We start from the raw sequence: 19642 nt of genomic DNA on the forward strand, positions 1-19642 counted from the left end.
GAGCTTCAATATGTCGGATAACAATATCCTGGCAAGCGCACGAATCGATGAAAACAAAACTGCGGCCAGCGCATCCTCCGCCAACGGATGGAGCGCCAGCCGCCGCGCCTTCCTGCATGTGCTGGGCTACGGCGCCGGCGTCGCGATGACGGGTTCGGCGATGGCGTCCGCCGCGGCGACGCCGTCGTCCGTGCTGCTGCAGGACGACGCATTCTGGGCGCGGGTACAGGACATGTTCGTGCTCAACCCGAACAAGACCTTCGTGAACATCGGCACCGGCGGCTCGATGCCCAGGGTGGCATTGGACGTCTTCAACCAGGAAAATCATCTCAAGGCCATGGAGTCCGCCAGCGGCTATGGCACGCTGGCCGAGCTGCGCGCCCGGGTCGCGCCCGGTTTTGGCGTGGATGCCGATGAACTGGCCTTTTCGGGAAATGCCTCGTCCGGGATGTGCCACGCCATTCTCGGCCTCGACTGGCAGGCCGGCGATGTCATCGTCACCACCAACCACGAGCACAGCGGCGGCAACATCCCGCTGGCCATCGCCGCCGATCGTTACGGCATCGAGATTTCGCGCGTGGAATTACCGGTCGGCAATGCGCAAAGCGCGGCGACCTATGTCGAGCTCTTCGACAGCCGGATCCGGCAGCTGCGCGCCCGCGGCAAGCGTGTGCGCGCGGTGATGTGGTCAGCGCCCTCGTACAAGACCGGCACCATGCTGCCGATCGCAGAGCTGATGGAAGTGGTGAAGAAACATGAACTGATCAGCATCGTGGACGGCGCGCATTTGCCGGGCATGATGGCGTACGACTACGCCGCGCTGGGCATGGACTTCATGGCCGGGGCCGGACACAAATGGCAATGCGGCCCAAGCTCGACCGGTATCCTGGTCATTCGCAACAAGCTGCGCGCGTCCAATCCGCTGCCGTTGCCCAAGTGGTATCCGATCCATACCAACGTCTATTCCCGCCAGGCCAGGGGCGGCAGTGGCGCGGCCAGCGTCGACATCGCCGCCAGCGCGACCAGCTGCGGCAGCTTGCATACGCCCATGTTCAAGTCACTGGTGCGCGCCTGCGAAATGTGGGACGGCATCGGCCGCAAGAAGATCGAGACCTATGACCTGGCGTTGTCGGCCTACCTGAAGGAGCGCATCGTGGAGCGCTGGGGCATCAGCGCTTTGTACTCGCCGAAGGACGACCCCAAGCTGGTCTCGGCGATGACGTCTTTCAATCCGTTCAGGACGCCCTCTGACATCATGGACGGACGCAAGGCCGAACAGTTCGTCGGCCGCATGCAGAGCGACTTCGCGCCGGGATTCGTCCTGCGCAAGGTGGATTTTGCGGTAGTCGGCGCCCCGGCGAACCATCACGGCATACGCATTTCCACCCATGTGTGGCATGACGCTAGCGATATCGATCGCCTGGTGGAATCGATGTGGGCGTTGTCGGAGAAGATGGCCTAGGCGACCGGTTACCGGCGAATTGCGTCGGCCCGGCCGGGAATGCCGTTGCGGCGCTGGCGCATGTATCAGGCCTGCCGCTAGCGCTCCCCGCCGACCAGTTCGCCCACCCGCCGTCCCAGCGCCTCGGCCGCAAACGGCTTGGTCAGCACCTGCATGCCGCGCTCCAGGTGTCCGTGGTTGAGCACCGCATTCTCGGCGTAGCCGGTGATGAACAGCACCGGCAGCTCCGGCCTCTGCACACGCACCGCGTCGGCCAGTTGCCGGCCGTTCATTCCGTTGGGCAGGCCGACGTCGGTGATCAGCAGGTCGATTTCCGGATGGGCGCCCATCACCTTGACGGCCGAGGCGCCGTCTTCCGCCTCGAGCACGTGATAGCCCAGATCCTGCAATACCTCCACCGCCACCATGCGCACCAGCGGCTCGTCGTCCACGACCAGGATGGTCTTGAGTCCCGAGGCGGTCGGCGACGGGTCCTCCCGCTGCAGCGGCTCCTCGGCGCCCTCTTCGCCGACATAGCGCGGCAGATAGATACACACCATGGTGCCGCGGCCGAGCTCCGAGTAAATGCGCGCCGTGCCGCCCGACTGCCCGGCAAAGCCATAAACCATCGACAAGCCCAGGCCGGTGCCCTGGCCGGTCGGCTTGGTGGTGAAGAACGGGTCGAAGGCGCGCGCCACCACGTCCGGCGACATGCCGGTGCCGGTGTCGCTCACGCAGAGCGACAGGTATTGGCCGGTCTGCAGGCCGCGCTGCATCGCGGCGCGGTCGTCCATCCAGCGATTGGCGGTCTCGATGGTGAGCTTGCCGCCGTCGGGCATGGCGTCGCGGGCGTTGATGCAGAGGTTCAGGAGGGAGTTTTCCAGCTGGCCGACGTCGACGAAGGCGCTCCACAGGCCGCCGGCGGCTACTGTTTCGACCGAGATGGCCGGACCGACGCTGCGTCCGATCAGGTCGTGCATGCCCGACACGATCTGGTTGAGGTTGGAAGGCCGGGGATCGAGCGTCTGCCGACGGGAGAACGCCAGCAGGCGCTGCGTCAGCGCGGCCGCGCGCTTCACCGCGGCCTGGGCGCCGTTGACGTGGCGGTCGATGTCGCCGATGCGGCCCTGGGCCAGGCGGATCTTCATCAGCTCCAGGCTGCCGCCGATGCCGGCCAGGATATTGTTGAAATCGTGGGCCAGGCCGCCGGTCAGTTGTCCGACCGCCTCCATTTTCTGCGACTGGCGCAGCGCCTCTTCGGCGTTGAGCAGCGCGGCGGTGCGTTCGTCCACGCGCTGCTCCAGCGTTTCGTTCAAGGCGCGCAGCTCGGCTATCGCACGGTCGCGCTCGGCTTCGACGGCGCGCCGGCCTTCCACGTCGATCAGCACGCCGGGGAACTGGCTGGGCGAACCATCCGCCGCCAGCTCGACCCGGCCGTTGGCCTCCAGCCAGTAATAAAGGCCGTCGCGCCGGCGCGTGCGGTACTGATGCGCATAGGCGCCGCCGCGGCCCAGCGCATCCTTGATGGCGGCGGCCAGTCCGGCGCGGTCGTCGGGGTGAACCGTCTCGATCACATCTTCCAGGCTCAGCCCGCTCCTGCCCTTTTCCGGATCGAAGCCGAAAGCGCTGGCAAAGCCTTCGTCGACGCTGAACTGGTCGGCCTTCACATCCCAGATCCAGGTGCCGATGATGGCGCCGGCGCCCATGGCCAGCTGCACGCGCTGCACGTTTTCGCGCAGGGCGATTTCGGTTTTCTTGCGCACCGTCACATCGCGAAACAGCACCGAAACCTGGCGCATCTCCTCCGGCCCGACCCGGGTGGCGGAAACCTCGATATACCGCCCAGCAGCGACGAACTCCTGCTCGAAGCGCACGGTCTGGCCGGTGCGCAGCACCTCGCCATAGACCTGCAGCCAGGTATCGGCATGATCGGGCTCGATTTCGCGCAGGCGCTTGCCGACGACGCCGCGAATGCCGGTGTGGCGTTCGTAGCCGGAATTGGCTTCGACGTGGACGTAGTCGCTCAACGGTCCGTGCGGGCCGTCGATGAACTCGATGATGCAGAAGCCGTCGTCGATCGCCTCGAAAAGCGCCTGACGCCGCACCCGGCTCAGTGCCACCTCTTCTTCGAGCGCCGCTCGGCTGAGCGTGACCGGTTCATTGTTCAACATAGCGCCTTTCGTGGCTGGCCCGGCCTCGCGGCGGCATGCCGGCGAGCGCCTCGGCGTAAGGAATATCTTAACCGGCGAGGATACCATCGTTGCGCGCTGCAATCAGGCCCTCTTCGCGCAATACCGGCTGCACGAATGTAGGCTAAGCTTGCGCCTTTGTCCGGCGTGGCCGACTTAGTCCGCCCTCGTCCGCCCTCGCCCGTCCCCGTACATTTCTCACCTGCAATTGGCCATGAACCACCGCGAATCGCCCGCCCAGCTCGACCATCTGGTCCTGAACACCCATTACGACATCGACGCCGCACAGCGCCTGCTGGAAGGCCTGGGCTTCATCGTGACGCCGCGCGGCTATCACACGCTGGGTTCGGTCAATCACCTGGTGGTGCTGGCGGGAGGCTATCTGGAGCTCATCGGCCAACCGCGCGACAGTGACAAGGTCCGCCAGGAAATCCTCGACAGCCCGGTCGGCATCGACGGCCTGGTCTACGCCGTCGACGACGTGCCGGCCTGCCGCGAACGCTGGGTTGCCATGGGATTGCAGGCGCAGCCGGTACAGCATTTTTCGCGCCCGGTGGACGTCGGCGGCGAGGCCGTCGATGCGCGCTTTTCCACGGTGCGCCTGCTGCCGGGGCAGTTCGCCGCCGGCCGCGTGTATGCATGCCGCCACCTGACGCCGGAGCTGGTATGGCGCGACGAGTGGATGGCGCATCCCAACGGCGTGAGCGCAATTTCAAGCCTGCTGGTGGCCGACGCCGATCCGGCGCGGGCGCAGGCCGACTACGCGCGGCTGGGCGCCTGGGACGCCGGTTTTGCGCTGGAATTCACCGGCAGCGAAGGCGAAGGCCTCGCCGCGCGCTTCGGCGAGCTGGCGGCGCATTTGCCGCAGCGCGACGCCTTCTTTGCCGCCATCCGCCTGCGCGGCGGCGATCGCGCCGACATTGCCGCCCGGGCACGCACGCTGGGCCTGCCCATGCGCGAGGAGGCCCAGCGCGTGACGCTCGCCCTGCCCGCCTTCCAGGCGCTGCTGGAATTCGCCTGATCCCCGCCGGCCGGGAAGGCCGCGCGCCCGCCGCCCGGTCCGGCGGTACAATTGCGTCCTTCGAATTTCAGGCATGGAAAGCAGCAAGGCAATGAGCACGACGACGGCCGGCGAGGCGGATCTCAAACACAAGGCGGTCATGAAGGTCTTAAGCGGCATCGTGATCTGCATCTTCCTGGCGGCGCTGGACCAGACCGTGGTCATCCCGGCCATCCCCGCCATCGCGCGCGACCTGCACGACAGCCGCAACCTCTCCTGGATCCTGACCGCCTACCTGCTGGCGTCCACCATCGTCGCGCCGATCTACGGCCGGCTGTCCGACACCTACGGCCGCCGCCGGCTTCTGGAAATCTGCCTGGTCATCTTCATCGCCGCCTCGGTGGCCTGCGGCCTGGCGCAGAGCATTACCCAGCTGATCTTCCTGCGCGCCTTGCAGGGCCTGGGCGGCGGCGGGCTGATGTCGCTCGCGCAGGCGGCCATCGCCGATGCAGTGACGCCGCGCGAACGCGGGCGCTACCAGGGCTACCTGGCCGGCGTCTGGGCCGTGGCCTCGATCGCGGGGCCGCTGGTGGGCGGCTTCCTGGCCGACCACGCCTCCTGGCAATGGCTGTTCTGGATCAACCTGCCGCTGGGCCTGCTGGCGTTGCGCCTGTGCCGCCGCGGCCTGCCCGCCTCCTTCACCGCGCGCGGCTACAAGACCCGCTTCGACACGGCCGGCAGCCTGCTGATGATCGCTACCGTGAGCTCGCTGCTGCTCATGCTCACGCTGGGCGGCAAGGCACTGCCCTGGGCCTCGGGCGAGATGCTGGGCATGGGCGCGCTCTTCGTCGCCGCGTTCGGCCTGCTGGTGCTCCAGCAGATCCGCAAGGCGGACGGCCTGTTTCCGCCCCGCCTGTTCACCGACCGCGCCCTGCTCACGGGCACGCTCTCGTCCACGCTGGCTGCGGGCGGCGTGTTCGCCTCGCTGTTCGTGCTGCCGATCTTCTACCAGAACATGTTTCGCAGCGGCGCCACCAATGCCGGGCTGCTGATGATTCCCTTCCTGGTCGCCAACGTCGCCGGCAACTTCGCCACTGGCCACCTGGCGCGCAAGATGGGGCGCATGAAGCCGGTCGTGGTCAGCGGCACGCTGATGTCGATTGCCGGCTTCCTGCTGCTGGCCACCGCCGCCGGCCATTTGCCGCTGGCGGCGACGATCGCCTTTTCAGCGCTGGCCGGGGTCGGCCTCGGCTGCGCCATGGTCGGCACCCTGATGTCGGTCCAGAATGCCGCCCGCCAGGGCGATATCGGCACCGCCACCGGCACTCTGCTGCTGTTGCGCTCGGTGGGCAGCATGCTGGGCGGCGCCGCCGTCGGCGCCTATCTCGAGTCGCAGCTGCACCTGCCCGGCGCTTCCGGCGCGATGGACATGCACGGCGCCGTCATGCCCGCCGTCAGCGTGGCGCCGGCGGCCTTCAGCGTGATGTTCCTGGGCATCGCGGCCGCCATGCTGGTGGCCTTGCTGATCAGCCTGAAGTCGCCCAATGTGCTGCTGCGCTCCGGCGAACATCCGGTGGTGGCGATGGACTGAGCGTCTACCCGGATACCGGTTTCAAGGCAAAAAAAGAGCAACCCGCGGGTTGCTCTTTTGCTTTCATGCGTTGGCGCTTCAGAAGGTTTCCCAGGCGTCCTCGTCCTGGGTCGCCGGCCTGGCCTGCTTCAGTTGCGGGCGCACCAGGCGCGATGGGGACGCAGCCGGCCTGACGGCGGCCGGACGCGCCGCCACCTCGATCACCGACGCGGTCGCGGCATGCGACAACTTGAAGATGCTGATCGCCTGCGTCAGGTTCTGGGCCTGCTCCTGCATCGCCTGCGCGGCGGCGGCGGCTTCTTCGACCAGTGCCGCGTTCTGCTGGGTGACTTCGTCCATCTGGGTGATGGCGCGGTTGATTTCTTCGATGCCGCTGCTCTGTTCGGAGCTGGCGGCAGTGATCTCGCCGACGATGTCGGTCACGCTCCTGACGCTGCTGACCACCTGGTCCATGGTCGCCCCGGCTTCGGCCACCAGCCTGCTGCCGCCGTCGACCTTGGCCACCGAGTCGTCGATCAGTTGCTTGATTTCCTTGGCGGCCGCCGCCGAGCGCTGGGCCAGCGAACGCACTTCGGTCGCCACCACGGCAAAGCCGCGGCCCTGCTCGCCGGCGCGCGCCGCTTCCACCGCGGCGTTCAATGCCAGGATGTTGGTCTGGAAGGCGATGCCATCGATCACGCCGATGATGTCGACGATCTTCTTCGACGACGAGTTGATCTCTTCCATCGTATCGACCACGCGGCCCACGATCTCGCCGCCCTGCAGCGCGATCTGCGAGGCCGACGCCGCCATCTGGTTGGCCTGGCGGGCGTTGTCGGCGTTCTGCTTGACGGTGGACGTCATCTCTTCCATGGCCGAGGCGGTCTCTTCCAGCGAACCGGCCTGCTGCTCGGTACGGGCCGACAGGTCGAGGTTGCCGCTGGCGATCTCGTTGGAGGCGGTGGTGATCGACTCGGTGCCGGTGCGCACGCCGGAGACGATGGAGACCAGGTTGTCGTTCATCTTCTTCAACGCATGCATCAGCTGGCCGGTTTCATCGCGGGCGCTGGCGTCGATGCGGGTGGTCAGGTCGCCCGCGGCGACATTCTCGGCCACGCGCACGGCTTCATTGAGCGGACGCACGATGGAACGGGTCAGCAGGTAGCCGAGGATGATGGCGGCCAGCACCGCGATGCCCGAGCATGCCAGCGTGACGTTGATGGCCAGCGCGCCGTCTTCGATGGCCTGCTTGCCTTCGGCTTGCAGCTGCTGGTCCTGCGAGTTCGCGAAGGCGGTGGCGATATCGAGGTAGGCGTTCTGGGTATTGGTGATCTTGCGCAGCGCGTATTCGCCCGCGGCGTCCACATTGCCGGCGCGGGCCAGCGCGATCAGCTCGGTCTTGCCCGACTCGAAGGCCTGGCGGGCGTCGTCCAGTTCCTTGATCTTCTTCTTGCCGACCGCGGTCACCTGGCGCGCGGCGATCTTGTCGATGGCTTCCTTTGTCTGCCTGACGGCCACTTCCATCTGGCCGTAGCGCTTGTCGTTCAGGCCGGGGCGGCCGGCGTCGATGACGATGCCGCGCAGGTACTTGATCTGGTCGTTGACGCCGTCGCGCACGTCGAAGGCCCAGCGCACCTTGAGATAGCGGTCGGAGACGATCTGGTTGATCGCCTTGTTGATGTTGTTGATCTTGATGAAGGCGGTGACGCTGACGACGGCCAGCAGCGCGACGATGAGGGCGAATACGGCGCCCAGGCGGACTCCGACGCCGAGATTCTTGAAATACGTGGACATGCTCTTCCCTTTGCTGTTCGTTTTGGTCGCTGTCTCTCCTTCTCTTTCGTCAAGACGATGCTTTTTTATCCGAACAGCCTTTGGCGGGCAGAACCGATGTTTTTATTTTTTTGAGGGAGCGATGATGCGCGAAAAAGTGATGCGTGGCAATCCCTTCGCGTCTGTACTCCCCGGAATTGACGTTATTTACATCCTGTTCGGCGCAATTGATTGCCATTCAAGCAATCAAGCGACCGACGGATGATTCAGAAGACCACGCCCGACGCCAGGATGATATTGGCGTAAGGCGTACATTCGCCGGTGCGGATGAAGGCCTTGGCCTGTCGCGTGCGCTGCTTGAACTCCTCATGCGGCAGTTCCTGCTTGCCGGGCACGCGCAGCGCGTAGATTTCGGCGGCCAGTTGCGGGCTGCGGGCGTCGAGCTCGGTGGCCAGCACATGGCTCTCGACCTGCAGCTCGGTCAGCACGGTCTTGAGCACGCTCATGAAATCGGGAATGCCGTGGGTCAGCGCCAGGTCGATCACCGGCACCCCCGGCGGCGCCGGCAGGCCGGCATCGCCGATGACGATGGTGTCGCCGTGGCCCATGGCGGCGATGGCCTGCGAGATGGCGGCGTTGAGCAGCGGGGTCTTTTTCATGGTTTTCCTGGTGTCAGAGGATGACTTCGTCGCGCGACGGAATCGAGGTCTGGGCGCCGGCGCGCGTCACGCTCAAGGCCGCCGCCGCCTGGCCGTAGGCAACGGCCTCGAACTCGCCGCGTCCTTGCGCCAGCGCGGCGATGAAGCCGCCGATGAATGTGTCGCCGGCGGCGGTGGTGTCGACCGCTTTCACCGGCCGGGCATCCTGGTGGCGCTTGCCGGCCACGGCGAACGATCCGTATACGCCCTTTTCACCCAGCGTCACCACCACGTTGCGGGCGCCCAGGGCGTGCAGCCTGTCGGCCAGCATGGGAATGTCGTCGGACTCCCGCTCGGCCAGCATGGCGGCTTCGATCTCGTTGAGGATCAGGTAGTCGATCTTTTGCAGCAGCGCCGGCGGCAATGCCTGGGCCGGCGCCGGATTGAGCACCACGGTCTTGCCCAGCGCGTGCGCCAGATCGATGGCGTGCAGCACGGTCGGGATCGGCACCTCCAGCTGCAACAGCACGATGGAGGCCGACTCAATCACCGCGCGGGCGCGTTCGATGTGTTCGATGTCCAGGCGGGCATTGGCGCCGGCGGCCAGCACGATGCTGTTCTGCCCCTGCCGGTCGACCATGATGGAAGCGATGCCGGTGGCTTCGCCGTCGATGCTGTCGATATAGGAGTCGTCGATGCCGCCGGCGACGATGGAGGCGCGCATCTGCCGGCCGAAGGCGTCGCCGCCGACGCAGGCCACCATGGCCACCGGCGTGCCGGGCGCGGATAGCCGCGCGCAGGCGACCGCCTGGTTGGCGCCCTTGCCGCCGGGGATGGTCATGAATTTTTCGCCTGCCAGGGTTTCGCCCGGCAAGGGCATGCGCGGCACGCGCAGAACCAGGTCCATGTTGACGCTGCCGATGATGACGATCATGTTATTTCCGTGAGTTCGGGAACGGGGCCGTGGAGCCCCGGATTTGCAATTGCGGCGCCATCGTCTCGCGCCGCGCGGGCAGCGCGGGATCGGCGATGCGCTCCAGCAGCAGCTGCGCGGTGAGGTTGCCCAGGCGCCGGGTGTTCTGCGCCACCGTGGTCAGCGGCGGATGGACGAACTGGGCCAGCTCGATATCGTCGAAGCCGACCACCGACAACTGGCCCGGCACCTCGATCTGCAGTTCGCCGGCCGCGCGCAGCACGCCGATGGCCATCATGTCGTTGCAGCAGAAGATGGCGTCCGGACGCCCCTCCCTCCGCAGCAGTTGCATCGCCGCCTGGTAGCCGCCGGTGCTGCTGAAGTCGGCGTGCAGCAGGTCGCCCTCTGCCAGGCTGGCACCGCCCTGCCTGAGCGTGCGGCTCAGGCCCTGCACCCGCTCGTCCGACAACGCCAGTCCGCTGGGCCCGGCGATACAGGCGATGCGGCGGCGTTGCAGCTCCAGCAGGTGGCGCGCGGCAAGCTCCCCGCCCAGCACGTTGTCGGTGCTGACCAGGTCGGTATCGAGCTCCTTGGGGGCGCGGTCCAGCAGCACCGTCGGCACATCCAGCCTGCTGCTGGGCTTCAGGTCGGTCTGGGTCAGCGTGGCGATGATCAGGCCGTCGCAGCGCTTGGTCATCAGCACCTGCAGGTAGTCGCGCTGCTTGTCGGGGTCGTCGTCGGAGTTGCACAGGATGACGCTGTAGCCGGCTTCATAGCAGCTGTCTTCGATGCCGCGCGCCAGTTCGGAGAAATAGGGGTTGGTGTTGTTGGGAATGATCAGCCCGATGCTGCCGGTCACCTTGCTCTTGAGCGAGCGCGCCAGCGCGCTGGGCACGTAGGCCAGATCCTCCACCGCGCGCAGCACGCGCTCGCGCGCCTCGGGGCTGACCGGCCGGGTTTCGTTGAGCACGTGCGAGACCGTGGTGTACGACACCCCGGCCAGTTTGGCGACATCCTTGATGGTTGACATATCGGTCTGGTGAGAGCCGCGATCAGCGCGCGTGGCGCTGGCCGCGTCGGCGGTAGGTATCCAGGATCACGGCCACGACGATGACCGCGCCCGTGATGATACGCTTCATCGGCTCGGAAACGCCGATCTGCGCCAGCCCCGCCTCCAGCACCGAGATGATCAGCACGCCGATGAAGGTGCTGATGATGGAGCCGCGCCCGCCCATCAGGCTGGTGCCGCCGATCACCACCGCCGCGATCACCTGCAGCTCCATGCCGACGCCGCCGTTGGGGTCGGCCGCCTCCAGGCGCGACACCTGGAACAGCGCCGCGATGCCGGCAAACGCACCCATCAGGGCGAAGGCCAGCACCTTGCTGGGATTGGGGTTTACGCCGGACAGCCGCACCGCTTCCTCGTTGGTGCCGATGCCGATCCAGTAACGGCCCAGCACCGTGCGGGTCAGCACCAGGTGCGCCGCGATGACGATGGCGATCGCCGCCAGGAAGGCCGGCGACATGCCCAGCAGCACCGGTGAGCTGACCACATCAACCGCGCTGCCGATGTATTCGGTGCGCGAATTGGTGACCTGGTACGCCAGGCCGCGCGCGATCTCCAGCACGCCCAGCGAGACGATGAAAGAAGGGATGCGCCAGTGCACCGAGACCAGCCCGGTCAGCGTGCCGCAGGCGGCCGCCACCACTACGCCCAGCGGCGCGGCCGCATACAGCGGCCAGCCCCAGCGCACCATCGCCATCGACAGCATGGAGGCCGCCAGCGCCATCACCGAGCCCACCGAGAGGTCGATGCCGCCGATGATCAGGATGAAGGTCATGCCCACCGACATCACCACCAGCGGCGGAATGTCGTTGGACAGCGTGATGAAGGTGGCCGCGCTGAGGAAGTTCTCGCTCAGGAAGGCGAACATGACGCACATCGCCAGCAGGGCCGCAACCAGCCCGAGATAGTTCTTGATGCCGGCGAGGTAGGCCGATTGCCGGCTGTTGGAAGAGGTAAGCATGTGTTTCGTAGTCCCGATATCCGATTGTTCTTGTGCCGCCTAGGCGGTGTTTCCGGCCACCTGGGCCGCGTGGACGGCCTCCTGGCGCCCGACGTAGCCGCTGAAGGCGGCGGCCAGGATGCGCTCCTGCGACCAGTCGTCGCGGCCGAAGACGCCGGCGATCCGGCCCGCGCTCATCACCGCGATGCGGTCGCAGATCTGCATCAGCTCGCGCAGGTCGCTGGACACCACCAGCAAGCCCTTGCCCTGCCCGGCCAGTTCGGCGAACAGGCGGTAGATGTCGGACTTGGCGCCGATGTCGATGCCGCGCGTGGGCTCGTCGAACAGCATGATCGGGCAGTCGCGGTAGAGCCAGCGCGCAATCACCACCTTCTGCTGGTTGCCGCCGGACAGCTCGCCCGCCGCCTGCGCCACGCTGCCGGAACGGATGCGCAGCTTCCTGACGTAGTCGGCGGCGACGTCGGCTTCCCTGGCGTGATCCAGCACGCCGTGGCGGCTCACCCGACCGAGATCGGCCAGCGAGGTGTTCACGCTGATGGCTTGCGGCAGCAGCAGGCCCTGTCCCTTGCGGTCTTCAGTGACCATGGCGATGCCGGCGCGCACCGCGTCGCGGGGACTGCGGATATGTGCCGGCGCCGGGCTGTCGCCGATGAAGACCTCCCCCGCATCGGCGCGGTCGGCGCCGAAGATCAGGCGCAGCAGTTCGGTGCGGCCCGAACCGATCAGGCCGGCGATGCCCAGCACCTCGCCTGCGTGCAGGTCCAGGCTGGCCGGCTCCACCACGCCGGCGCGCGCCAGTGCGCGCACGCGCAGGACCGGTGCGCCGATCTTTCTCTGGTCGGAATCAAGATCGACCTTCGCCAGCTCGCCGGCCATCAGCTGCACCAGTTGTTCGGTGCTGTGGCGGCTGATGTCTTCGTCGCATACCAGCTTGCCGTCGCGCAGCACCACGATGCGGTCGGCGATGCGCTTCAATTCTTCGAGCCGGTGCGAGATGTAGATGATCGCCACGCCCTCGTCGCGCAGCCGCTCGATGCGCGAGAACAGCAGTTCGACCTCGCGGCTGGTCAGCATGGCGGTGGGTTCGTCCAGCACCAGGCAACGACAGCTGCCGATCAGGTTGCGCGCGATCTCCACCATCTGCTGGTGGCCCAGGCCCAGTTCGCCCACCGGCGTCCACGGGTCGAGGTCGCCCAGGCCGACCACTTCCATCTGCTGCCGCGCATCCGCGCCGAGGCGCTTGCGGTCGATCCAGCCGAAGCGCTGCGGCAGCTTTTCCAGGAACAGGTTTTCGGCGATGGACAGCGTGGGAATCAGGTTCAGCTCCTGCATCACCATGCGGATGCCCAGCGCCTCGGCGGCGGTGCGCGAGGCCGGCTGGTAAGGCTGGCCGTCCAGCAGCATGCCGCCGGCGCTGGCCTCGACCAGGCCGCAGACGATCTTGGAGAGCGTGCTCTTGCCGGCGCCGTTTTCGCCGGTCAAGGCCAGCACCTGGCCCGGATGCAGGTCCAGGTCGATGCCGTCCAGCACCGGCGCGGCGTAGCTCTTGCCGATGCCGGACAAGGCCAGCAAGGGAGCGGAGGGAGAATGCGATTGTGTAGGCGGCATGAAGGCGGTCGCGCAGGTTGAAACATCGCGGACGGCCGGCGCCCGCTGCCGGGCGCAAGCCATCCGCAAGCCGGGGCGGCTTACTTGGTGCTTACTTGGTGATCAGCGAAACCTTGGTTTCGACGACACCGCCGAGGCTGCTCTGCGGCTTCTTCTCGGTCACGGCCTTGAGCGCCGTCTCGATGCCGTTGACCGCCTGTTGCGACGCATATTGATCGACGGTGGCCAGCACGCGGCCGTCCTTGAGCATGGGCTTGATGGCGTTGATGTTGTCATAGCCCACCAGCAGCACCTTGCCGGTCTTGCCGGCGGCGCGGATCGCGGCCACAGCGCCCAGCGCCATGTTGTCGTTGCCGGCCAGGATGGCCTTGACGTCAGGATGCGCGTTCAGGATAGAGGCGGCGACCTTGTTGCCCTGGTCGATTTCCCATTGGCCGGACTGCACGGTGACCACGTTGGCGCCCGCATCCTTCATCGCATCCTGGAAGCCCAGGGTGCGCTGCTGTGCATTGACGGTGGTCGAGACGCCTTCGATGATGGCGACCTTGTCGCCCTGCTTCAGTTGCTTGCCGAGGTAGTCGCCGGCCAGCTTGGCGCCCTTGCGGTTGTCCGGTCCGACGAAGGGCACGCTGATGCCCTTCTCCTTGAGCGCGGCGTCGTCCAGCTTGTTGTCGATGTTGACCACGATGATGCCGGCGTCGATGGCCTTCTTCACCACCGGCACCAGCGCCTTGGAGTCAGCCGGCGCGATCACCAGCGCGCTGACCTTGGAGACGATCATCTGCTCGACGATCTTGATCTGGTTGGCGGTGTCCTGCTCGTCCTTGATGCCGTTGGCGATCAGGTCGTACTGGCTGGCATGGGCCTTCTGGTGCTCGCGCGCGCCGTTTTCCATGTTCAGGAAGAATTCGTTGGCCAGGGATTTCATGACCAGGGCGACCTTGGGCTTGGCGGGAGTCTGCGCCATGACGGCGCCGGGGAAGACTGCGCAGGCCAGCAGCGCGGCTGCCGCGAACTGGCGGCGGGTCAGGTTTTTCATGTGCGTCTCCATTATTGATGTTGTCGGCGTTTCAACGAAGATGAACGCCTTTAGCTTTGCGCAAACGTTTGCGCGAAAACAGGATAGCACTCGGAAAATAGAAAAAAAAGCCGTCAGGCGGCTTTTTTTACAATTTTGATTGGCGGGGAGAAGTCGCGCGGAAGGCGCAAAGCAAGACGGCGGATGGCGCACCACGCGCCATCCGCCGCAAAAACGAGTTCAGTTCAAACAGATGCTGCGCGCAGCTCAGTCCACGCGCCGATGCCGGGGCTGCGGGGGCCTGCCGTGGCGCCCCTTGATCAGGTCCTGCCCCCACAGGCGATAAACCAGCCAGGCGGCGAACGCGCCGCCGGCCACCATCACATAGACGGCGTACCAGCCAAGAAAGGTCACGCCCCACGACATGACCTGATCCAGAATATGCATAAATCTTCCCCTGCGGGACTCCGTTCCAAGCCGCAACGGCATCCCCTGCCGCGCGACCCCGCAAAAATTACTGACCGAAACCGGTCCGGCGCCAGACGTAGGCGCCGAAAGCACAGCTGCCGACCAGCACGTACAGCGCATACCATAACAGCGCCTGTACGCCGTACCCCATCAGAACCTCGATGATTTTCATTGCTGTCTCCTCCGCATATTGTCGCTGCGCAATATTCACGCTGCTTATTGCCTGATGCGCAAAAACACGCTCAAGCGGCCCAGCTAGGGATGCTGCACACCGGCTGTTGCCACCCATTCCGCTTGTTTTCAGGCAACTCCCGCGCGGATTCTAGGCTTGCAGTTCATCTTGCTCCTGCCAAATCGGCCTGTAAAGAACGGCTTATTTCGCGCAGCAGCAATTTCCGCGTGTCATAAATCAAAAGCAGCATGACAACATTTTCCCGCCTGCAGCTTTTCCAGCGGGAAGGCGGAGAATGGAAAAAGCATCAACTCTCGAATGTTATCAAATCATCATCCTGCGTCGCAATACGGAAAGTGCCGCAACAGTCGCCGTTTGGCGACGCCCCGCCCCTCAGCGGGAAAACGATATAAAAGATTAAGCCCGGCGCCTGCCCGCCTGCCGGCGGAAAAGCCGCAAGCCCGCGTCATTCAGCAGGCTTATGTCTTGCGCCACAAGACCAGCGTTCCCAGCAGTCCGGCGAGGATGGATCCGCCCAGCACGCCCAGCTTCAGCTTGGCCTCGAAATCGGCGCTCAAGCCCTGAAACGCCAGGCCGCCGATGAACAGGCTCATCGTGAAGCCGATCCCGCACAGCATGCACACGCCGACGAACTGGCGCGTGCTGGCGCCCGCCGGCGCGCTGGCCAGGCCGCTCCTGACCATCAGCCACGCAGCGCCGAACACCCCCACCGTCTTGCCCAGCACCAGCCCGGCGGCAATGCCCAGCGGAATCGGTTCGAACAGGCTGCCCAGCGACATGCCCTGCAGCGCCACGCCGGCGTTGGCGAAAGCGAACATCGGCAACACCAGGAACGCCACCCAAGGATGCAGGCCATGCTCCAGCGCCCCGGCCAGCGGCTTGCCTTCACTGTCCTTCATCGGGATCGCCAGCGCCGTGACCACGCCGGCCAGCGTGGCATGGATGCCGGACTTGAGCACGCAGACCCAGATCATCAGCCCGACCACGATATAGATATCGGCCCGCTTGACGCCCGAGCGGTTCAGCAGCACCAGCACCAGCGTGCCCACGCCAGCGCCCGCCAGCATGCCCAGCGAGAGATTGTCGGTATAAAACAGCGCGATGACGACAATGGCGCCAAGATCGTCGATGATCGCCACCGCCGTCAGGAAAACCTTCAGCGAGGTCGGCACGCGCGAACCCAGCAGCATCACGATGCCGATGGCAAAGGCGATGTCGGTGGCCGCCGGGATCGCCCAGCCGCGCAGCGCGACCGGGTCGCCCAAATTGACCAGCGCGTAGATCCCCGCCGGCACCACCATGCCGCCCAGGGCGGCGGCGGCAGGCAGGATGGCCTGGCTGCGCGAGGCGAGTTCGCCCTCGACGAATTCGCGCTTGATCTCGAGCCCCACCAGGAAGAAGAACACCGCCATCCACAGGTCGTTGACCCACAGCAGCAGCGGCTTGGACAGCACCACCAGGCCGCCGACGTCGACCGTGCCGTGAATGCGCGTGAAAGCGCCGTAAGCCTCGCGCCAGTCCGAATTGCTGATGACCAGCGCCAGTACGGCGGCCACCGCCAGCACGATGCCGCCGGCGGCCTCATGGGCAAAGAATTTGGTGAATGCGTTGCCGCCGTGGCGGGTGTCGTGTGCGTTGGCCAATACCTGCTCCTTACTGTAAACGTCCTTGCCCGTCTTTGGACAAGGGCAGACTGTACCAACTGCAGAGCATTTCTCCAAATCCGCGCCCGAAACAAAAAAGGGCCGCCCCTCTCCACAGGGACGGCCCTACCCTCCACACCACAAACCTGTCTGCGCCTAGCGGAACACCAGCACCGGCAGCTTGCTGCGCGCCAGCACCTTCTGCGTCTGGCTGCCCAGCAGCATGCGCCCCAGCGAGGAGCGCGCCTTGGACGCCATGAAGATCGCGTCGCAATGCTCGCGCTCGGCCACGCGCATGATTTCTTCGTACGGGCGGCCGCCCTGCGTCACCTGCACCGTGCACGGCACTCCCTGCTCGCGCGCCATCTCGGAAATCATCGCCACGCTCGCCATCGCCTTGGCGCGGCCGGCCTCGCCACTCTGCTGCACGTCGGTGCCGACGCTGACCTCGGGAATCGACAAGGCGCGCAGGTTGCCCGCCACCGACAGCCCGACCAGTTTGCTGCCGCAGCTTTTGGCCAGCGCGATGGCGGCCTTGACCGATTCGTTGCACAGACGGGAACCGTCGGTTGCCAGCAGGATGTTCTTGAACATGATGACCTCGCAGGTGAGAGAAATCCTATGACTGCATCGTAGGCCTGCGCGGGCCGAAGCGGCTTGATATGCATCAAGCCCCGGGGCGGCGCCGTCGTGATGGCGATGGCGGCTTGCGCTGGATCAACTCCGCAAGCGCCAATGCAAAACGGCCTGCATCGCTGCAGGCCGTCTTCTCAAGAGCTCGGTTCGAGAGGTCGGTTGATCAAGCCGGCTTGAACGCCAGGTAGCTCTTGATGAACGCCGCCAGGACCGGTTTGAGCTTGCCGGCCAGGCCGGCGTCCAGCGCGTAAGGCGCCTGCTCTTGCATGTAGCTGCGTTGCGCCAGCTCCAGCTGCACGGCGTGAACCTGCTGCGCCGGCTTGCCGTAGTTGCGGGTGATGTAGCCGCCCTTGAAGCGGCCGTTGAGCACCGCCGGATAATGCGGCGCCAGTTCCTCCGCCTGCTTGAGCAGGCCTTCGGCCACGCCCGGCGCGCAGGATTCGCCGCTGGCCGTGCCGAAGTTGAACACCGGCAGCTCGCCCTCAAAGAGGTGCGGAATCACCGAGCGGATCGAGTGCGCGTCCCACAGCAAGGCGTAGCCGTGGATGGACTTGATGCGCGCCAGCTCGGCTTGCAATGCGTCGTGATACGGCTTCCAGTACAGCGGCAGGCGGCGCGCGATCTCGGCCTCATCGGGCGCCATGCCGGGCTTGTACAGCGGCACGTTGTCGAAGGTGGTCAGGGGGCACAGGCCGGTGGTGTTCTGGCCCGGATACAGGCTCTGGCCGTCGGCCGGGCGATTCAGGTCGATGGTGTAGCGCGAATACAGCGGACGGATGACGGACACCCCCATCCCGACCGCAAAGTCGTACAGGTCTTCGATATGCCAGTCGGTGTCGTCCACCTGCAGGCCGACTTCGCTGAAGGCGGGCTTCAGGTCCTCCGGCAATTGCGTGCCCACGTGGGGCATGGAGATCAGCAGGGGCGACGTGCCCTGGCGCAGCTTGAATACTTCATTGCTCATGTCAGTTCCTCAATCTTTCAACAGCTCGGATACCGTGGCGCGGTAAGCGGCGCGCGCGCCCTCTTCCAGCGCATGGCGGCCTTCGGACACGACCTGGCGGCCGCCGACGTAGACGTCGCGCACCGGGTTGCCTTCATGCTCGCAGAATACCAGCGCCGACAGCAGCTGCTCGGGTGCGCGGTCGGCCAGGTTGATGTCCTGCGCGTCCAGCACCACGAAGTCGGCGCGCTGGCCGGCGGCGATGCCCGCCACGCGACGCCCCGAGGCCAGCGCGCCGCCGGAGACGGCCTGCGCGAACAAACGGTCGGCCACCGCCGGCTGCGCCTGGGAAGCGAGCATGTTACGGCGGCGATGGTGCAGGCGCTGCCCGTATTCGAGCAGGCGCAGCTCGGAGCGCAGGTTGATGGCGATGTTGCTGTCCGAACCGATGCCCCAGTTGGCGCCATCGTCCAGCAGGCGCGGCGCGTCGATGATGCCGTCGCCGAGATTGGCTTCGGTGGTCGGGCACAGGCCCACCACGGCGCCGCTCTGCGCCACGGCGCGATACTCGTCGTCCGACATGTGCGTGGCGTGCACCAGGCACCAGCGGGCGTCGAGTTCCTGCTGGGAAAGCAACAACTGTACCGGGCGCTTGCCGCACCAGGCCAGGCAATCGTCCACTTCGCGCGTCTGCTCGGCGATGTGGATGTGGATGGGCGCATCGGCGCCGCCCGGTTGCGAACGCAGTCCGTCCACGAGCGCGGCCAGCCCCGCGGCGTCGACCGCGCGCAGCGAGTGCGGCGCCACGCCGTAGCGGCGCATGCCGTTTTCCGGCAGCGCCTTCTGCAGCCGCTCGCGCAGCGCCAGCATCCATTGCGGCGACGAGATGAAGCGCGCCTGGTGCTCCAGCGGCGCGGCGGCGCCGAAACCTCCGTACTGGTACAGCACCGGCAGCAGCGTCATGCCCAGGCCCGCATCCTGCGCCGCCTGCATCACGCGCAGCGACAGCTCGGCCGGGTCATCGTAGCCGGCGCCGCCGGGCGCATGGTGCAGGTAGTGGAATTCGCAGACCGAGGTATAGCCGGCCTTGAGCATCTCGATGTAGAGATGGCGCGCGATCGCCTCCAGGTGCTGCGGCTGCAGGCGCTGGGCGAAGCGGTACATCAGCGTGCGCCAGCTCCAGAAGGAATCCGTGGGACTGCCCATGGTCTCGGTCAGGCCGGCCATGGCGCGCTGGAACGCGTGGGAATGCAGGTTGGGCATGCCCGGGATCACCGGGCCGGCCGCCAGCGGCGCGTCGCCGCGCGCGCTGCCGGGCGTGGCCTCGATCAGGTCGCCGTCGGCGTTCCAGCGCAGCAGCACGTCGCTGCGCCAGCCCTCGGGCAGCAAGGCGGAGCGGCAGAACAGCCGGCCGACCGCGATATCGGGATGATGCGTATGCTGCAAATCTTGCGAATGTTGCGGTTCTTGCCGGTCTTGCCCGGTGTGAGTTGCCATGTGCTCACCCTTTATTGGTTTTATTGAGGTTCTACTGCAATGCACGCGCGCCGCCTGGGCCGCCCGCGTGGTGGATTCCTGTTCG

18 protein-coding genes are annotated in these 19642 nt (G+C 66.2%); 4 read left to right on the forward strand and 14 right to left on the reverse strand.

Annotated features, from left to right (window positions below):
• Nucleotides 1-10: 10 nt before the first annotated feature.
• Nucleotides 11-1462, forward strand: a complete 1452-nt coding sequence (locus tag CEJ42_RS00880) for an aminotransferase class V-fold PLP-dependent enzyme (RefSeq protein WP_088749776.1) — start codon at nt 11-13, stop codon at nt 1460-1462.
• A gap of 77 nt (nt 1463-1539) precedes the next feature.
• Here the strand turns inward: CEJ42_RS00880 and CEJ42_RS00885 are convergent, their stop codons facing one another.
• Complete coding sequence (locus tag CEJ42_RS00885; protein ID WP_088749777.1) at nt 1540-3612, reverse strand: hybrid sensor histidine kinase/response regulator; 2073 nt, start codon at nt 3610-3612, stop codon at nt 1540-1542.
• A gap of 232 nt (nt 3613-3844) precedes the next feature.
• Here CEJ42_RS00885 and CEJ42_RS00890 point away from each other — a divergent pair, with 232 nt between their 5' ends.
• Together CEJ42_RS00890 and CEJ42_RS00895 are read left to right on the forward strand one after the other, a co-directional pair.
• On the forward strand, nt 3845-4651 hold the full coding sequence (locus CEJ42_RS00890) for a VOC family protein (protein ID WP_088749778.1): 807 nt from the start codon (nt 3845-3847) through the stop codon (nt 4649-4651).
• Between the two features lie 91 nt (nt 4652-4742).
• Complete coding sequence (locus tag CEJ42_RS00895; RefSeq protein ID WP_243397748.1) at nt 4743-6221, forward strand: MDR family MFS transporter; 1479 nt, start codon at nt 4743-4745, stop codon at nt 6219-6221.
• A gap of 78 nt (nt 6222-6299) precedes the next feature.
• Here the strand turns inward: CEJ42_RS00895 and CEJ42_RS00900 are convergent, their stop codons facing one another.
• Nucleotides 6300-7994, reverse strand: coding sequence for a methyl-accepting chemotaxis protein (locus CEJ42_RS00900; protein ID WP_088749779.1), 1695 nt, complete (start codon nt 7992-7994; stop codon nt 6300-6302).
• On the opposite strand from CEJ42_RS00900, the gene CEJ42_RS24360 reads away from it, so the two are divergent.
• A complete protein-coding gene (locus CEJ42_RS24360) occupies nt 7978-8238 on the forward strand; it encodes a hypothetical protein (RefSeq protein WP_129587655.1) in 261 nt (86 codons plus the stop codon). The genes CEJ42_RS00900 and CEJ42_RS24360 overlap by 17 nt on opposite strands.
• Before the next feature lies 1 nt (nt 8239).
• On the opposite strand, the gene rbsD is transcribed toward CEJ42_RS24360, so the two are convergent.
• From rbsD to CEJ42_RS00955, 12 genes are all read right to left on the reverse strand, one after another.
• The gene (rbsD, locus tag CEJ42_RS00905; RefSeq protein WP_088749780.1) at nt 8240-8632 is read right to left on the reverse strand and encodes a D-ribose pyranase; all 393 of its coding nucleotides are present in this window, start codon (nt 8630-8632) and stop codon (nt 8240-8242) included.
• 13 nt (nt 8633-8645) lie between these two features.
• Nucleotides 8646-9545 carry a ribokinase gene (gene rbsK, locus CEJ42_RS00910; RefSeq protein ID WP_079214993.1) on the reverse strand — a complete coding sequence of 300 codons (900 nt, stop codon included), beginning with the start codon at nt 9543-9545 and terminating at the stop codon, nt 8646-8648.
• Between the two features lies 1 nt (nt 9546).
• A complete protein-coding gene (locus tag CEJ42_RS00915; RefSeq protein WP_088749781.1) occupies nt 9547-10554 on the reverse strand; it encodes a LacI family DNA-binding transcriptional regulator in 1008 nt (335 codons plus the stop codon).
• Nucleotides 10555-10576: 22 nt separating this feature from the next.
• Nucleotides 10577-11551, reverse strand: coding sequence for an ABC transporter permease (locus CEJ42_RS00920; protein WP_088749782.1), 975 nt, complete (start codon nt 11549-11551; stop codon nt 10577-10579).
• Between the two features lie 39 nt (nt 11552-11590).
• Nucleotides 11591-13159, reverse strand: coding sequence for a sugar ABC transporter ATP-binding protein (locus tag CEJ42_RS00925; RefSeq protein WP_088749783.1), 1569 nt, complete (start codon nt 13157-13159; stop codon nt 11591-11593).
• 91 nt (nt 13160-13250) lie between these two features.
• Complete coding sequence (locus CEJ42_RS00930; protein WP_079214997.1) at nt 13251-14198, reverse strand: sugar ABC transporter substrate-binding protein; 948 nt, start codon at nt 14196-14198, stop codon at nt 13251-13253.
• A 246-nt stretch (nt 14199-14444) separates the two neighbouring features.
• Nucleotides 14445-14624, reverse strand: a complete 180-nt coding sequence (locus CEJ42_RS00935; protein WP_079214998.1) for a hypothetical protein — start codon at nt 14622-14624, stop codon at nt 14445-14447.
• A gap of 67 nt (nt 14625-14691) precedes the next feature.
• On the reverse strand, nt 14692-14817 hold the full coding sequence (locus tag CEJ42_RS25350; protein WP_269087224.1) for a hypothetical protein: 126 nt from the start codon (nt 14815-14817) through the stop codon (nt 14692-14694).
• 479 nt (nt 14818-15296) lie between these two features.
• Nucleotides 15297-16481 carry a Na+/H+ antiporter NhaA gene (gene nhaA, locus CEJ42_RS00940; RefSeq protein ID WP_088749784.1) on the reverse strand — a complete coding sequence of 395 codons (1185 nt, stop codon included), beginning with the start codon at nt 16479-16481 and terminating at the stop codon, nt 15297-15299.
• 156 nt (nt 16482-16637) lie between these two features.
• Complete coding sequence (locus tag CEJ42_RS00945; protein ID WP_088749785.1) at nt 16638-17075, reverse strand: universal stress protein; 438 nt, start codon at nt 17073-17075, stop codon at nt 16638-16640.
• Nucleotides 17076-17280: 205 nt separating this feature from the next.
• Nucleotides 17281-18081 carry an N-formylglutamate deformylase gene (hutG, locus tag CEJ42_RS00950; RefSeq protein ID WP_088749786.1) on the reverse strand — a complete coding sequence of 267 codons (801 nt, stop codon included), beginning with the start codon at nt 18079-18081 and terminating at the stop codon, nt 17281-17283.
• A gap of 9 nt (nt 18082-18090) precedes the next feature.
• Complete coding sequence (locus CEJ42_RS00955; RefSeq protein ID WP_088749787.1) at nt 18091-19557, reverse strand: formimidoylglutamate deiminase; 1467 nt, start codon at nt 19555-19557, stop codon at nt 18091-18093.
• Nucleotides 19558-19642: the final 85 nt, after the last annotated feature.

It is taken from the genome of Herbaspirillum robiniae, from assembly GCF_002213415.1.
Taxonomy (GTDB): domain Bacteria; phylum Pseudomonadota; class Gammaproteobacteria; order Burkholderiales; family Burkholderiaceae_D; genus Herbaspirillum; species Herbaspirillum robiniae.

Bases quoted from the DNA above. Each gene is read 5' to 3' on its own strand.
- CEJ42_RS00880 (WP_088749776.1), top strand. From the start codon at position 11: ATGTCGGATAACAATATCCTGGCAAGCGCACGAATCGATGAAAACAAA.
- CEJ42_RS00885 (WP_088749777.1), bottom strand. From the start codon at position 3,612: ATGTTGAACAATGAACCGGTCACGCTCAGCCGAGCGGCGCTCGAAGAA.
- CEJ42_RS00890 (WP_088749778.1), top strand. From the start codon at position 3,845: ATGAACCACCGCGAATCGCCCGCCCAGCTCGACCATCTGGTCCTGAAC.
- CEJ42_RS00895 (WP_243397748.1), top strand. From the start codon at position 4,743: ATGAGCACGACGACGGCCGGCGAGGCGGATCTCAAACACAAGGCGGTC.
- CEJ42_RS00900 (WP_088749779.1), bottom strand. From the start codon at position 7,994: ATGTCCACGTATTTCAAGAATCTCGGCGTCGGAGTCCGCCTGGGCGCC.
- rbsD (WP_088749780.1), bottom strand. From the start codon at position 8,632: ATGAAAAAGACCCCGCTGCTCAACGCCGCCATCTCGCAGGCCATCGCC.
- rbsK (WP_079214993.1), bottom strand. From the start codon at position 9,545: ATGATCGTCATCATCGGCAGCGTCAACATGGACCTGGTTCTGCGCGTG.
- CEJ42_RS00915 (WP_088749781.1), bottom strand. From the start codon at position 10,554: ATGTCAACCATCAAGGATGTCGCCAAACTGGCCGGGGTGTCGTACACC.
- CEJ42_RS00920 (WP_088749782.1), bottom strand. From the start codon at position 11,551: ATGCTTACCTCTTCCAACAGCCGGCAATCGGCCTACCTCGCCGGCATC.
- CEJ42_RS00925 (WP_088749783.1), bottom strand. From the start codon at position 13,159: ATGCCGCCTACACAATCGCATTCTCCCTCCGCTCCCTTGCTGGCCTTG.
- CEJ42_RS00930 (WP_079214997.1), bottom strand. From the start codon at position 14,198: ATGAAAAACCTGACCCGCCGCCAGTTCGCGGCAGCCGCGCTGCTGGCC.
- CEJ42_RS00935 (WP_079214998.1), bottom strand. From the start codon at position 14,624: ATGCATATTCTGGATCAGGTCATGTCGTGGGGCGTGACCTTTCTTGGC.
- CEJ42_RS25350 (WP_269087224.1), bottom strand. From the start codon at position 14,817: ATGAAAATCATCGAGGTTCTGATGGGGTACGGCGTACAGGCGCTGTTA.
- CEJ42_RS00945 (WP_088749785.1), bottom strand. From the start codon at position 17,075: ATGTTCAAGAACATCCTGCTGGCAACCGACGGTTCCCGTCTGTGCAAC.
- hutG (WP_088749786.1), bottom strand. From the start codon at position 18,081: ATGAGCAATGAAGTATTCAAGCTGCGCCAGGGCACGTCGCCCCTGCTG.
- CEJ42_RS00955 (WP_088749787.1), bottom strand. From the start codon at position 19,557: ATGGCAACTCACACCGGGCAAGACCGGCAAGAACCGCAACATTCGCAA.